General features: G+C 70.1%; 11 protein-coding genes and 1 pseudogene. 2 read left to right on the top strand and 10 right to left on the bottom strand.

Annotated features, from left to right (window positions below; translation table 11 throughout):
* Positions 1-4: 4 nt before the first annotated feature.
* From FS885_RS04670 to FS885_RS04710, 9 genes and pseudogenes are all read right to left on the bottom strand, one after another.
* A pseudogene (locus FS885_RS04670) lies at positions 5-1,105 on the bottom strand (NAD(P)-dependent oxidoreductase); the annotation flags it as partial.
* An 18-nt stretch (positions 1,106-1,123) separates the two neighbouring features.
* Positions 1,124-2,074, bottom strand: a complete 951-nt coding sequence (locus FS885_RS04675) for a DegV family protein (RefSeq protein ID WP_144743838.1) — start codon at positions 2,072-2,074, stop codon at positions 1,124-1,126.
* Between the two features lie 80 nt (positions 2,075-2,154).
* A complete protein-coding gene (hpf, locus tag FS885_RS04680; protein ID WP_144743839.1) occupies positions 2,155-2,739 on the bottom strand; it encodes a ribosome hibernation-promoting factor, HPF/YfiA family in 585 nt (194 codons plus the stop codon).
* 163 nt (positions 2,740-2,902) lie between these two features.
* Complete coding sequence (locus tag FS885_RS04685; RefSeq protein ID WP_246060779.1) at positions 2,903-3,817, bottom strand: substrate-binding periplasmic protein; 915 nt, start codon at positions 3,815-3,817, stop codon at positions 2,903-2,905.
* A 415-nt stretch (positions 3,818-4,232) separates the two neighbouring features.
* Positions 4,233-5,033, bottom strand: coding sequence for a ComFC family protein (locus tag FS885_RS04690; protein WP_144743840.1), 801 nt, complete (start codon positions 5,031-5,033; stop codon positions 4,233-4,235).
* A 4-nt stretch (positions 5,034-5,037) separates the two neighbouring features.
* Positions 5,038-6,630: a PSP1 domain-containing protein gene (locus tag FS885_RS04695; RefSeq protein WP_144743841.1), complete on the bottom strand. Its 1,593-nt coding sequence runs from the start codon at positions 6,628-6,630 to the stop codon at positions 5,038-5,040.
* A complete protein-coding gene (locus FS885_RS04700; protein WP_144743842.1) occupies positions 6,618-7,769 on the bottom strand; it encodes a DNA polymerase III subunit in 1,152 nt (383 codons plus the stop codon). The genes FS885_RS04695 and FS885_RS04700 overlap by 13 nt, the downstream gene beginning before the upstream one ends.
* A 156-nt stretch (positions 7,770-7,925) precedes the next feature.
* Positions 7,926-8,786, bottom strand: a complete 861-nt coding sequence (locus tag FS885_RS04705; protein ID WP_144743843.1) for an aldo/keto reductase — start codon at positions 8,784-8,786, stop codon at positions 7,926-7,928.
* A gap of 244 nt (positions 8,787-9,030) precedes the next feature.
* Complete coding sequence (locus tag FS885_RS04710; protein ID WP_246060781.1) at positions 9,031-9,438, bottom strand: NAD-binding protein; 408 nt, start codon at positions 9,436-9,438, stop codon at positions 9,031-9,033.
* Positions 9,439-9,759: 321 nt separating this feature from the next.
* Between FS885_RS04710 and FS885_RS04715 the strand changes: the two genes are divergently transcribed.
* Positions 9,760-10,908 carry a CdaR family transcriptional regulator gene (locus tag FS885_RS04715; RefSeq protein ID WP_144743844.1) on the top strand — a complete coding sequence of 383 codons (1,149 nt, stop codon included), beginning with the start codon at positions 9,760-9,762 and terminating at the stop codon, positions 10,906-10,908.
* A complete protein-coding gene (locus FS885_RS04720; RefSeq protein WP_144743845.1) occupies positions 10,886-12,139 on the top strand; it encodes an NAD(P)-dependent oxidoreductase in 1,254 nt (417 codons plus the stop codon). Before FS885_RS04715 ends, FS885_RS04720 begins: the two co-directional genes overlap by 23 nt.
* A gap of 52 nt (positions 12,140-12,191) precedes the next feature.
* Here the strand turns inward: FS885_RS04720 and tmk are convergent, their stop codons facing one another.
* On the bottom strand, positions 12,192-12,833 hold the full coding sequence (gene tmk / locus FS885_RS04725) for a dTMP kinase (RefSeq protein ID WP_144743846.1): 642 nt from the start codon (positions 12,831-12,833) through the stop codon (positions 12,192-12,194).
* Between the last annotated feature and the right edge of the window lie 225 nt (positions 12,834-13,058).

Genomic DNA, 13,058 nt, shown 5'->3' on the forward strand with positions numbered 1-13,058 from the left:
CTCACTACTCCCCATGGTGGCCGCAGCAGCAGCCGTCGCCGTGGTCATGATGGTGGCCGTGGCCCTCGCCGTGGCAGCACTCGTGGTCGCCGTCGTGGTGATGGCCCTCGCCGTGGCAGCACTCGTGCTCGCCCTCGCCGTGGTCGTGCCCGCAGCCGCAGCCGTCGCCGTGCTCGTGCTGCGCGGTGTAGAGCGACCAGTCGAGACCGGCGGCCACGGCCTCGCCCTCCTCCTGGTAGAGCAGGGCGATCGCCTGCGTGCCGAGCGAGCCGCCGCCGATGGCGTCGAGCATGTCGTAGAGGGCGAAGGCGGTGTCGGCGCCGGGCAGCGCGATCTCGCGCTCCTCGGCCTCCTGGAGCGCAAGACCGATGTCCTTGAGGAAGTGCTTGACCATGAAGCCGGGCTTCCAGTCGCCCACGAGCACCTTCGGGGCGAGCGCGTCCATGGCGCCGCTCGCACCCGTGCCGCCCATGATCATCGCGCGCGTCTGCTCGAGGTCGAGCCCGCTCTGCTCGGCGAAGGAGAGCGCGTCGGCCATGCCCACCATGGACGAGGCGAGCGCCACCTGGTTGGCGAGCTTGGCGGACTGGCCCTTGCCGGCGCCGCCGAAGCAGCAGATGCGGCCGCAGAAGGTCTCGAGCAGGGCGCGGACGGGCTCGATGTCGCGCTCGGTGGCGCCCACGATGGCGGTGAGCGTGCCGGCGATCGCGCCGGCCTCGCCGCCCGTCACGGGGCAGTCGAAGGCGAGGCGGCCGTCGACCTGCGCCGCCTCGGCGATGTCGCGGGCGAGCGCGGGCGAGCTCGTGGTGAGGTCGATGAGCACGCAGCCGGGCTTGGTCGCGGTGAGCAGGCCGTCGCCGGCGAGGTAGAGCTCCTCGACGTCCTCGGGGTAGCCCACCATGGTGAAGACCACGTCGGCGTCCGCGGCGGCCTCGGCGGGCGAGGCGGCGCGCGCAGCACCCCGGTCGACGAGCGGCTGGGCCTTCTCGGGGGTGCGGTTGTACACCGTGAGGGGGTAGCCGGCATCGAGGATGTGGCCCGCGATGGGGGCGCCCATGATGCCGGTTCCGATGAATGCTACCTTCTGCATATGCGTCTCCTTAGACGAAGGTTCGTTGACTAGCTAGCCGCGGACGCGCTTGGCGATGCGGTCGGTGAGCGAGATCTTCTCGGAGCGGTTCTTGCCCCAGAAGATGACGGCGACCATGCCCGGGCCCACGTGCGCACCGATGGTCGGGCCCACGGAGCCGCGGATGATCGTCAGGTCGGCGCAGCCCTCCTCCTTGCGGATGGCGTTCTCGAGCCAGTCGCCGTCCTTCTCGGCGTCGGCGGTCACCACGGTGAGCGGCATCGACGGGTCGAGGACGTAGTTCTCCTTGAAGGCCTTGACGAGCGACTTGAGCGCCTTCTTGCGACCGCGGTTCACGCCGGTGAGCGTGAGGGAGCCGGCGAGGTCGAACGAGAGGTTGGGCTTGATGTCGAGCTTGCTCGAGATCTGCGCCGCCGCGGGCGGGATGCGGCCGCCGGCCGCGAGCGAGTCGAGGCTGTCGAGGGTGAAGTAGCCGTGCACGTAGGTCTTCGCCTCGTCGGCCCACGCCGCGAGCTGGGCGGCCGTGAGGCCGGCCGCGCGCTGGCGCACCGCCTCGAGGGCCAGAAGCTCGCCGCACGAGCAGGGCAGGGCGTTGTCGACCACGTAGAGCTCGAAGTCGGGGTACTTCTCGCGAATCTCGTCGGCGGCGATGCAGGCGTGCTCGTAGCTCGACGAGAGAGCCGAGGTGAAGGCGAGGTAGACCGTCGGCGTCCCCTCCTCGGCGCACTCGGTGAAGTACTCCAGGTACCGCCCGACCGAGATGGCCGCAGTCGATGCCTTCACGCCCGCGCGGATCTGGTCGTAGAACCACTTGGGCGCCATCGAGGACCAGATGTCATCCGAGCGCTCCTCCCCGTCGAGGATGTAGGGGAAGCCGAGGATATCGATGTCCAGGGTCGCGGCGATCTCGGGCGTGAAATCGCAGCACGTGTCGACCGCGATGCGGCAGCGGTGCGCGTGGCCGGACGTTGCGGTGGTGGTCATCTGGCAGGTCCCTTTCTCATCAAAACGGGCGGTCACCCGCGAGGATGGCCGCCCACCTGTACGCATGTGCATGCGCTATTTTACTCGTCCAGGCTCTCGATCTTGGGCTTGATGATGCCATATCCACCATTCTTACGGTGATAGACCACATTGATGAGGCCGGTGGTGGCGTTCTCGAAGACGTAGAAGTCATGCCCGATGAGGTCGGTCTGCACGAGCGCCTGCTCCTCGGTCATGGGCGTGATCTCGATGATCTTCTCGCGGACGAGCTGGTCGTCCTCCTCCTCGGGGATGAGCAGGTCCGCCAGGTCGTCGACGCGCTCGGCGGGCGCGACCTCGGCCGCCGAGGCGCCCTGCTGGCGGTTGTCGACGACCTTCGTCTTGAACTTGCGCAGCTGGCGGGTCACCTTGTCGGCCGCCAGGTCGATCGCCGCGTACATGTCGGCGCCGTGCTCGGCCACGCGGATCACCGAGCCGCGCGCTCTCACCGTGACCTCGACGATCGCCGGCTCGGGGATCGAGGGGTTCTTCTCGTAGCGCAAAACGACGTCAGCGGTCATGGGCTCGATATCGAAAACCTTCAGGGCCTCTCCGACCTTCTCTTCCACACGCGCGCGCAGAGCATCGGTTACCGTGGTCTTGCGTCCGGAGACCTTGATATCCATGAGCGCTCCTATCTATCCGGGGACAGTACTCGTATGTAGGTTGTACCCAATCCCGCAGCGGGCATCACCGCGCGCGGTATCTCCCCGTTCGCGAAAAGGAACGGACCGGACGCCGAAGTCTGCGCCCGGTCCGTCGCGCTCTGCGCTAGAAGCCCGCCTGCGATCAGTCGATGCTGTTCATGTCCCCTTCGACCTGCTCGGCATCCCCCTCGGGCGCGGCGGCGGTGTCGACCCCGCTCACGACGGCGTCCGACACGCTCAGCGGCACGGTGCCGTACCAGAGGGCGTGGATCGCGTCGAGCGTCCCGTCGGAGGCCATCTCCTCGAAGACGGTGGCGACCTCGTCGGCGAGGTCGGTGGCGCCCGAGGCGTAGCCGATGCCGTAGGAGACAGGCATGCTCAGGATGCCCGCGAAGTTGATGTCATCGTAGGTGCGCGCGAGGTAGGCGCCGGCCGTGACGTCGCACACCACGTAGTCGACCTCGCCGGCGTCGAGCGCCTCGAAGCACTCGTTGACGTTCGTGTAGGTGTTGCTCGCCACGATGCCCACCTGGGCGAGCGCCTCCTGCGAGGAGGAGCCGTCCTGGGCGCCGATCGGGGCGTCCTTGAGGTCGTCGGCCGTGACGGTCGCGTCGGCGTCGCCATGGGCGAAGACCGCCGTGGCGTTCTGCAGGTACTCGCCGTGGACCACCACAGCGTCGCCCTCGTCATCGGTCGTGGCGCCCAGGTAGATATCGGCCTCGTTAGTCGAGAGGGCCTCCTCCGCCGAGGGCGCGCCCACGAAGGCGACCTCGAGGCCGAGGCGGTCGGCGAGCGCGCGGGCCACATCGACCGCGTAGCCGTCGAGCGTGCCGTCCGAGCCGGTCATGGCCTGCGGCGCGTCGGTGGTGTCGAGCGCGACCGTGAGGGTGCCCGGCGTGACGAGCAGGTCGTCATCGACCAGCTGCTCGGCGGCGACGTCCTCGGCCTCGTCGAGCGACGGCGTCGTGAAGGAGCACGCCCCGAGTCCAAGCACGCATGCGACCGCAAGGGCCCCCGCCATCGTGGACGCCGCCCATCGCCTCAAACCAGCTACCATGTCCATCCCATCCGTGCCGTGGCACCGGGCCTGCCGGCGCCTTCCCGTTATGCCCACCGCCCGTCGGGCGGAGCTTGGTCGTCGTCTCCTCGCTGACCTGGTCTTTTCCCCCACACCTGCGCACTGGGACGTTTGCTCGGCCGCCGCGGCGACCTCACGACTAGCCCGCTCGCCCGCGAGGCCGATTGCCTCTGAGGAAACGGGCGGTGCGACTTACCTCTAGGACGCGCCATGATCGCGCGCACGCGCACGCACGCGCTTACGTGGGTCCTTTCGACCGCGTCTGTCATGGACTAGGGCGCGAGCGCCCGCAACCACAGCCTGAGGAGACGAGAGGATTATACAACAGGCGCGCTACCTGCAACCTATCGATAACGCTCGCGCGGCATCGACATGAGACGGCGAGGGGGTTCCCTCACCAGACCCGCGCGAGGGCGAGCGCGTCGATATGGGCGGCGCCGGCGGAGGCGAGCGAGGAGGCCGCCGCGCGGACGGTCGAGCCCGTGGTCACCACGTCGTCGAGCAGAAGCAGGCGCATGCCCGCCACGTCCGCGACCGGCACGTAGGCGCCGCGCGCCGAGCGGGCGCGCTCCTCACGGCCGAGAACGCGCTGGTCGGACGCGCCCCGCTTGGCGAGCGCGTCCAGATACGGCACGCCCGTGAGACGGGAGAACGAGCGGGCTATCTCCTCCATGTGGTCGAAGCCGCGCCGCGCGAAGGCCGCGGCGGTCGCGGGCACGAACGTCACCGCGTCGGCGCCGCGCACGATCCCGCCGAAGCGCCCGGGCGCCGCCTCCTCGGCGTGGAGGGCCGCATCGGCCATGAGCTCGGCCAGAAGCGGCGCGAGCCGGCGCTCGCCGGCGTCCTTGTAGGCGTGGATGATGCGGGGCAGCGGCCCCTCGAAGACCGCGGCCGCAAGGCAGCGGTCGGGCGCAGGGGCGATGTCGCCTTCCGCCGAGCCCGTTCCGCCCGACGGGTCGCCACCGTGCCCGCACTCCGTGCAGAGCAGGTCGCCGAACGGCGCCCCGCAGCGGGTGCACGCATGGACCGGGTCGATGGGAACGAGCTCCGTAAGACAGCGCGGGCAGATGAGCGCGCCGGGCCGCTCGCAACCCGCGCAGCGCGTGGGCGCCATGGCCTCGAGTGCGACCGCGCCCGCGCGGCGCGCGCGATCTGCCCAGCGGGCACGGCAGTCGCGAGCGCGCGGGGCGTCCATGGCCCTATTCCGATGGGCTCGGCGCGCCGTCGCCGCGCGGCGAGCCGCCCTCAGGGCCGGCGGAACCCTCGCCGCCCTGCTTGCGCTTGCGCGGTCTCCTGCGGCGACGCTTGCGCGGTGCCTGGGCTGCATCGTCCGCGCCGGCATCGGCGGCGTCCTTGCGCGCGCCGCCCCCGTCGCCGGGCCTGCGGCGCGACACCTTCACATCGCCCTCGGCGACCTGGCTCGCAACCGAGGGGACCTCGGGCTTCTGCGAGGCGCCCTGGGGTGCCTGCACATGGCGGCGGCGCCTGCGGGAGCGGCCCTCGCCGGCCTCGCCGCCATCGGCGTCCTCGCCGGGCCGGGCGGCACCGCCGCGCGCCTCCTCGCGCCGGGCGGCGGCACGGAACGCGTCGTCGCGCTCCTCGCTCGAGAGGTGCCTGCGGCGCCTGCGCCCGGGCGCCTGCTGCTGGGGTGCGGCCTGGGCGTCCTCGCTCGCAGCCCCGCCGGAGGAGCGCTTGCGGCGCCTGCGGCCCGAGCCCGCCTGGGACGCGCCGTCCGCCTCGCCCTTGGAGGAGCGCTGGCCGCGGCCGCCGCGCTCGCCCGAGGCGCCGCCGCGCTTGCGGCCGCGCGGCGTGGGCCCGCTCACCACGAGGCGGTCGTCGCTGCTCAGGCCGTCGCCCACGTCGACGCCGTTCTCGCGGTCGAGCTCCATGAGGGCGAGCGCGATATCGGCCGACTCGATCTTCTCGAGGACGTCGCGCGTCACGCAGTCGGGGCGGCAGGCGCACTTCTGCTCCTCAGCCTTCTTCTTGCAGGCATCGGAGCAGGTCATGTCCGCGAGGTCGACGCGGAACACCTTGCCGCTCTCGAGGCGCAGCACCAGCTGCTCGCGCGGGGTGTCGTACTCCTGGATACGGGCCTTGCCGAGCGGCGTGTCGATGAGCGCCTTCTTCTTGGGCGCGCGGCTCTTGAAGTCCTTGTAGGCCTCGAACTCGTAGCGCAGGCAGCACATGAGACGTCCGCACACGCCCGAGATCTTGGCCGAGTTGAGCGGCAGGTCCTGCTCCTTGGCCATACGAATCGAGACCGGCTCGAACTGCCCGCCGAAGCGCGTGCAGCACAGCTCCTGGCCGCAGTGGGCGTAGCCGCCCACGAGGCGCGTCTCGTCGCGCACGCCGATCTGGCGCATGTCGACGCGGGTGTGCAGGCTCGACGAGAGGTCCTTCACGAGCTGGCGGAAGTCGACGCGCTCCTCGGCCGCGAAGTAGAAGACGGCCTTCTCGCCGCCGAAGAGGTACTCGACCCCCACGGGCTTCATGTCGAGGCCGGCGCGCTTCACGAGCGCGCGGAACTCGGCCAGGGCGTCCTCGCCCTTGCGGGCGAGCTCGTCCGCGCGGTCGAGGTCCTCCTCCGTCGCGACGCGCAGGACCGGCTTCAGGGGCGCCGAGAGCTCGCGCTCGGGGACCTCGAAGGGGTCGGCCGTGACCAGGCCGATCTCGGTGCCGCGCTCGGTCGAGCAGATGGCGTGGTCCGCCTCGAGGATGTCGAGGCCTTGTGGGTCGAACCACAGGTCGCGCGAGGCGAAGGCGAATTTGACGGGAACTACGACGGGCATGTGAGGGCCTTCCTGATATCGAAGAGCATGACCTCGAGGGCCAGCTGCGGTGTGACGTTGCGGCGCACGGCGCGCTCGGCCGCCGTGACGGCGTCGAGGGCGCGGAGCGCGCCGGCGGGATCGGTCGCGTTGACGAGGCGGTCGACGACGGGGCGCGCGTCGACGTTGACGATGCCGCCCGGCGCCTGCTCGAGCGTGATGAGCACATCGCGGATGAGCGAGCGGGCGGCCGCCAGCACCTCCATGATACCCGAACGCTCGCGGGCGGTGAGCTCGCGGCGGTTGCGCTCCTCGAGCTGCTTGAGCGCCCCGCGCGAGAGGTAGTCGGCATCGCGCTCGAGGACGGCCTTCTGCGTGCTCTCGACCTCGGCGAGCGGCGCCTTCACGGCCTTGACGAGCTCTTTCGCGGAGGCGAGGACATCGGCCTCGTCGGCATGGGGCATAGCGTCGATCGCGCGGACGAGGGCACGGCGCGCCTCCTGGCGCTCGGCGCTCTTCAGGAACTCCATCGCGCGGGCGGGGCTGCCCGCCACCGAGACGGCCATGCGGCAGCGCTCCTGGGGAAGCCCGGTCGCCTGCGCGACTGAGCGGGCGGCATCGAGCGGCGAGACCATGCGGAAGGGCACGCACTGGCAGCGCGAGACGATTGTGGGCAGGATCGTGTCGGACGAGGTGCCCAGCAGGATGAAGGTCACGTCGTCGGGCGGCTCCTCGAGCGTCTTGAGCAGGGCGTTGGCGGAGTTCGCCCGCAGCTGCTCGGCGCGGTCGAGGATATAGACCTTGTGAGCGGCGCGGATGGGCGAGAGCGCCACCTCGTCGATGAGGTCGCGCGTCTGGCCGATGAGGTAGCCCGTGGCGCTCTCGGGCGCGAGGTAGTGCACATCGGGATGGGTGTGGCGCGCGACGCGCACGCAGGCGTCGCAGGCCCCGCAGCCGCCGCGCTCGCAGATGAGGGCCTGGGCGAGCGCCCACGCGGCATCGAGCTTGCCCGAGCCGGGCGCGCCGACGAAGAGGTAGGCATGGGAGGCGCGGCCGCTCTCAACGGCGCGCTCGAGGAAGGCGCGCACGCGGGGCTGCGTATCGAGCCGCGCGAGCAGGGCCCGCGACGCCGAGCCTGCCGTCCCCTCGTGTCCAGCCATCGTCTCACCCCTTGCCGTCTCGCCACCGGGCGGCCCCGGGCCGCCGAATCGTGCGCTCTATGATACCCCCTCGGCGCGGCGGGGCGCTCGCCGGGCGCCGCGTCGTGGAGACGGCATGGCGAACGCGCGGGCGGACGTCGCGGCCGCGCGGCCGGGCTACACGATGTCGAGCGGGACGGGGTGCCCGGGCGCGGGGAACGATGCCGAGAGCAGCGAGAGGTCGTCTGAGGAGAGCTCAATAGCGCAGGCGGCGCGGTTCTCGAGGACGTGGGCGGCGCTACCGCTGCGCGGGATCGCCACGACGAGCGGGTCGCGCAGCACGAAGGCGAGCAGCACCTGCAGCGGGGTCGCGTCGTGCCGGCGCGCGACCTCGACCACGGCCGGGTCGCCCAGAAGGCCCCGCCTGAGGTCGCCCGCCTGGGCGAGCGGGCAGTAGGCCATAAGCGGCATGCCCACCGAGCGCATCCAGGGCAGGATGTCGTACTCCACGCCGCGGGAACCCAGGTGGTAGAGGTCCTGGTTCACCGCGCACCGGTCGCCCCGGTACACGCCGAAGAGCTCCTCGAGGTCGTCCGCGTCGAAGTTCGACACGCCCCAGTGGCGGATGACGCCGTCCTCCACGAGCTCCTCCATGCACTCGACCGTCTCCGCGAGCGGCACCGAGCCGCGCCAGTGGAGCAGGTACATGTCGAGGTAGTCGGTGCCCAGGCGCTCGAGCGACGCCTCGACGCTCTCGAAGATCTCGGGCCTGCCGGCGTTATGCGGGTAGACCTTCGACACCAGGAAGAGGCGGTCGCGGTCGTAGCCGCGGATGGCCTCCCCCACCAGGCGCTCGGCGGCGCCCTCACCGTACATCTCGGCGGTGTCGATGAGCGTGACGCCCGCGTCGAGGCCCGCGCGCAGGGCGGCGAGCTCGCGGTCGTGCGCGGCGGCGCTCTCCCCCAGATACCACGTCCCCATGCCGAAGCGGGGCATGGGCGTGCCGTCGGGGAGCGTCACGGTTTCCTGGAAGGCCATGGTTCCTCCTCATGGGACATCTAGAACGGGCGGGTCGCCCCGGGAGCCGGCGCGTCCCGGCCCTCGGGCGCCCGGCGCCGGCGCGGCGGGCGCGCTCGCCCCCAGTGTACCCGGATAGGGCGAGCGGCCGCGCCGGGAGACAATCGACGCGGCCGCTCTTGCGTAGGGTAGGTAAGCTACGGTGCGCCGGCGATAGGGCGCCGGCGCACCCGTGCCGGCAGAGCCGGCTTGGAGGGAGCGGGTACTAGCCCTGGAGCTTCATGTCGTTGATGAGCTCGTAGTACTCGGCGATGGCGGAGTGGTCCTCCTTCTCATGGCCGTGTGCCTTGAGCGACTGCATGATCTCCATGGCGAGCGAGCTGAACGGAGCGCTCACGTTGATCTGGTGCGAGGTGTCCATGACGTTCTGCAGGTCCTTGATGTGCAGCTCGATGCGGAAGCCCGGCTCGAAGTTGCCGTCGAAGATCTTCTGCGACTTCTGGTCCATGACCGTGGAGCCGGCGAGGCCGCTGCGGATGGCCTCGTAGACGCGGGCCGGGTCGACGCCGGCCTTCTTGGCGAGCGAGTAGGCCTCGGAGATGGCGGCGATGTTGATCGCGACGATCATCTGGTTGGCGAGCTTGGTGATGTTGCCGGCGCCGACTCCCCGCACGCGGGGAATGCTTTCCGGCGCGCTACAGGATGCCTGTTGCGAAATGGGTGTTCCATGGTCTGTGGGCCATGGTTTCACGAGCCGTCCACACCTATGGACGCCTCGTGTACGGCTTAGCTCTTTCACAAACCTTATGGGTAGGGCCTACAAACAGGAGAAGTTAGGTTAAATTTACCTTACAGCGGCAAATTCCAACCGTTCACGGAGAATCACCTCTGTAACATGCAGGCAACGGAAAAAGGTCCGCCGTTCCTAGTTCGCGGACCATAGGGCGACGCGGCCCGTGCCCATACGCTATTGCAAAGCCGACAAGGAGGGCGCATGAACCTCGACCCCCAGATCGCCGAGACGATCGTCAACAACCTGAAAGACGTCATCAACCACGAGATCAACCTGTTCGACACGACGGGCACCATCATCGCGAGCACCGATCGCTCGCGCATCGGAACCACGCATGAGGGCGCACGATTGGCGGCGGAGAGCCAGTTACCTGTTCCCATCGACAGCGAGCACCAGTTCAAGGGCGCGCACAACGGCATCAACGTGCCCGTCATGTTCCAGGACGCCGCCGTCGCCGTCATCGGCATCACCGGCGAGCGCGCCGAGGTCGAGCCGTTCGGCAACGTCATCAAGAAGATGACCGAGATCTTGATCCGCGAGAACTGGGACCACGTGGTCCAGTACGACCAGCGCGTGCGCGTGTCGAACCTCGCCAACATGCTCAAGCTCCGCAACTACGACGAGAGCCTCGCGGGCTACTACGCGTCGATCCTGCAGATCGACCTGGACGTCCCGCGCGTCGTCGTGGTGGGGCGCTTCGAGGGGGCGGACGACGACACGCCCGACTACAACGACCTCTACGCCATGTTCCATGCCCGGTTCCAGTCGCTCAAGACGAGCTTCTTCGCCTTCCTCGAGCGCGATATCTGCATGTTCGTGGACGCGCGCGACCTGCGGCGCCTCCCGTCGCTTCTGGAGGGGCTCCGCGCCGACGCCGAGCACGCCGGCGGGCACCCCCTCATCTTCGGCATCGGGCGCGCGGCGATGGCGGGCGGCGACTACTGGCGCAGCTACGACGAGGCGTGCCGGGCCATCGAGTGGCTCTCGTTCGAGGGGTGCGGCCACACCATGCGCTTCGAGGACATGGACCTGGGGCTCATGGTCTCCTCCGTCCCGCGCGACAGCGCGCTGCAGCTCGTGAACCACGTGTTCGAGGGCCTCTCCGAGCGCGAGGTCGAGGAGTACCGCGAGATCTTCGACGCCTACGTACGCCACAACGGCAGCATCGTCCATTGCGCCGAGGAGCTCTACCTGCACAAGAACACGCTGCAGAACCGCCTCAACAAGATCGCCGCCAAGACCGGCTACAACCCCCGCAACCTCGCCGACCATACCGTCCTGACCATCGCGTTCATGCTGCACAGCTACTACGGGAGAGGAACCGACCATGGCGATACGCGTACTCGATGAGGCGGACCGCTGCCTGGGGTGCAAGAACCCCCAGTGCCGGAAAGGCTGCCCCATCTCCACGCCCATCCCCACCGCCATCAAGCTCCTGCGCGAGGGGCGCGTGGACGAGGCCGGCGAGCTCCTGTTCGAGAACAACCCGCTCACGACCGTCTGCAGCCGCATCTGCAACCACGAGTCGCAGTGCGAGGGGCACTGCGTCCTCGGGCGCAAGGGCGCACCGGTGCACTTCAGCGCCATCGAGGAGTACATCTCGGACCTCTACGGCGCGCGCGTGCCCGACCGTCGCGCCGAGCCCCGCGACAAGCGGGTGGCCATCATCGGCGCCGGCCCCGCGGGCCTCACCATCGCGGTGGTCCTCGCGCGGCGCGGCTACGACGTCACCATCTTCGAGGAGCACGATGCCATAGGCGGCGTGCTGCGCTACGGCATCCCCGAGTTCCGCCTGCCCAAGACCGTGCTCGACGACTTCCAGCGGCGCCACCTCGAGGCGAACGGGGTCAAGCTGCGCTTCAACACCACCATCGGCCAGGCGATCTCGATCGACGACATGTTCGAGGACGGGTACAGCGCCGTGTTCGCCGGAACGGGCGTGTGGCGCCCGCACGCGCTGCGCATCCCGGGCGAGACGCTCGGGCACGTGCACTACGGCATCAACTACCTCGCGAACCCCGACAGCTTCAAGCTGGGCCGGCGTGTGGCCGTGATCGGCGTGGGCAACGCGGCCATGGATGTGGCCCGCACCGCGCTGCGCCATGGGGCGGAGCGCGTGACCTGCTTCGCGCAGTCCTCGCACGTGGCGGCGAGCAACCACGAACGCAGCTACGCCGAGCTCGAGGGCGTCGATTTCGTGCTCAACCGCGCGCCCGTGCGCATCGAGCCCGAGGGCGTGGTGTTCATCGAGACCGAGGGCTCCGAGATCAGCGAGAACGGCGAGCCGCCGACGCTTCGCGCCCTGCCGGGGACCGAGCGGCTCTTCGAGGCGGACAGCGTGATCATCTCCGCCGGCCAGCGCCCGCTCGACCGCCTGGTGAACACCACCGAGGGCCTCGAGACCAACGCGCGCGGCCTGCTGCGCGCCGACGGGACGGGCCACACCACGCGTCCCGGCGTCTTCGCCTGCGGTGACGTCTCGATCGGCGCGCGCACCGTGGTCGAGGCCGTGGCGGACGCGAAGCGCGTCGCCGACGCCATGGATGCCTACATGCAGGGGCTCGAGCCCCCGGAGCGCTGAGGGCAGGCGGCACGGGGCGAGGACCGGCTGCACCGTGCGTCCGGCAGAGACGCTAGAACCTGACGCCCGTCCGCTCGACGGCCGCACGCACGTCCGCGGCCACGGCCTCGACCGGGCGCGCCGCGTCGATGAGCTTGACGCGCTCGGGCTCGGCCGCGGCGATGGCCCGGAAGCCCTCGGCGACGCGGTCCTGGTACGCGAGGCCGCGCGCCTCGATGCGGTCGGCCGCGCGCGAGGCCGTGCGCTTCGCGGCGATGGCGGGGTCGATGTCGAACACCAGGGTGAGCCGCGGACGGAACGCGCCGACGGCGAGGTCGTTCGCCTGCCGCACGGCCTCGAGCGAAAGGCCGCCCGCGTACCCCTGGTAGGCGGTCGTCGAGTCAAAGAACCGGTCGCACACCACGACGCGCCCCGCGGCGAGCGCCGGCGCGATCACCTCGTGCACCAGCTGCGCGCGCGCCGCCTCGTAGAGCAGGAGCTCGCATTCCATGCCCATCGCGTCGTTCTCGGGGTCGAGCAGGATGGCGCGGATCTTCTCGGATATGCGCACGCCGCCCGGCTCACGCAGCAGGAGCACGTCGCGGCCGGCGCGCTCGAGGGCGTCCGCGAGCAGCCGCGCCTGGGTCGACTTGCCGCAGCCATCGATGCCCTCGACGGTGATGAAGGTTCCCGGTAGCTTGTCCTCAGGCGCCATGGCTCCCCTAACGTCTCGTGTTCGCACCGCATCATGATACCCGAACGCCTCGGTGGCGGCGCCCCTACGGCACAGGGCACGGGGCACGGGGAGCGACCCCTTGATTATCAACTTTATCCGAACACCTCCCACATTCATCCGCACATGTGCGGATGAATGTGGGAACCCGATACCCTGAGGGCCGGATCGGCCGGCCCCGGGAGATCGGAGGACGGCATGTCCGGA

Origin of the sequence: Enorma burkinafasonensis, from assembly GCF_902150035.1 — a bacterium.
Lineage (GTDB): Bacteria > Actinomycetota > Coriobacteriia > Coriobacteriales > Coriobacteriaceae > Enorma > Enorma burkinafasonensis.

Excerpts from the sequence above, each read along its gene's own strand:
- FS885_RS04675 (WP_144743838.1), bottom strand. The coding sequence starts at position 2,074 with ATGACCACCACCGCAACGTCCGGCCACGCGCACCGCTGCCGCATCGCG.
- hpf (WP_144743839.1), bottom strand. The coding sequence starts at position 2,739 with ATGGATATCAAGGTCTCCGGACGCAAGACCACGGTAACCGATGCTCTG.
- FS885_RS04685 (WP_246060779.1), bottom strand. The coding sequence starts at position 3,817 with ATGGTAGCTGGTTTGAGGCGATGGGCGGCGTCCACGATGGCGGGGGCC.
- FS885_RS04690 (WP_144743840.1), bottom strand. The coding sequence starts at position 5,033 with ATGGACGCCCCGCGCGCTCGCGACTGCCGTGCCCGCTGGGCAGATCGC.
- FS885_RS04695 (WP_144743841.1), bottom strand. The coding sequence starts at position 6,630 with ATGCCCGTCGTAGTTCCCGTCAAATTCGCCTTCGCCTCGCGCGACCTG.
- FS885_RS04700 (WP_144743842.1), bottom strand. The coding sequence starts at position 7,769 with ATGGCTGGACACGAGGGGACGGCAGGCTCGGCGTCGCGGGCCCTGCTC.
- FS885_RS04705 (WP_144743843.1), bottom strand. The coding sequence starts at position 8,786 with ATGGCCTTCCAGGAAACCGTGACGCTCCCCGACGGCACGCCCATGCCC.
- FS885_RS04715 (WP_144743844.1), top strand. The coding sequence starts at position 9,760 with ATGAACCTCGACCCCCAGATCGCCGAGACGATCGTCAACAACCTGAAA.
- FS885_RS04720 (WP_144743845.1), top strand. The coding sequence starts at position 10,886 with ATGGCGATACGCGTACTCGATGAGGCGGACCGCTGCCTGGGGTGCAAG.
- tmk (WP_144743846.1), bottom strand. The coding sequence starts at position 12,833 with ATGGCGCCTGAGGACAAGCTACCGGGAACCTTCATCACCGTCGAGGGC.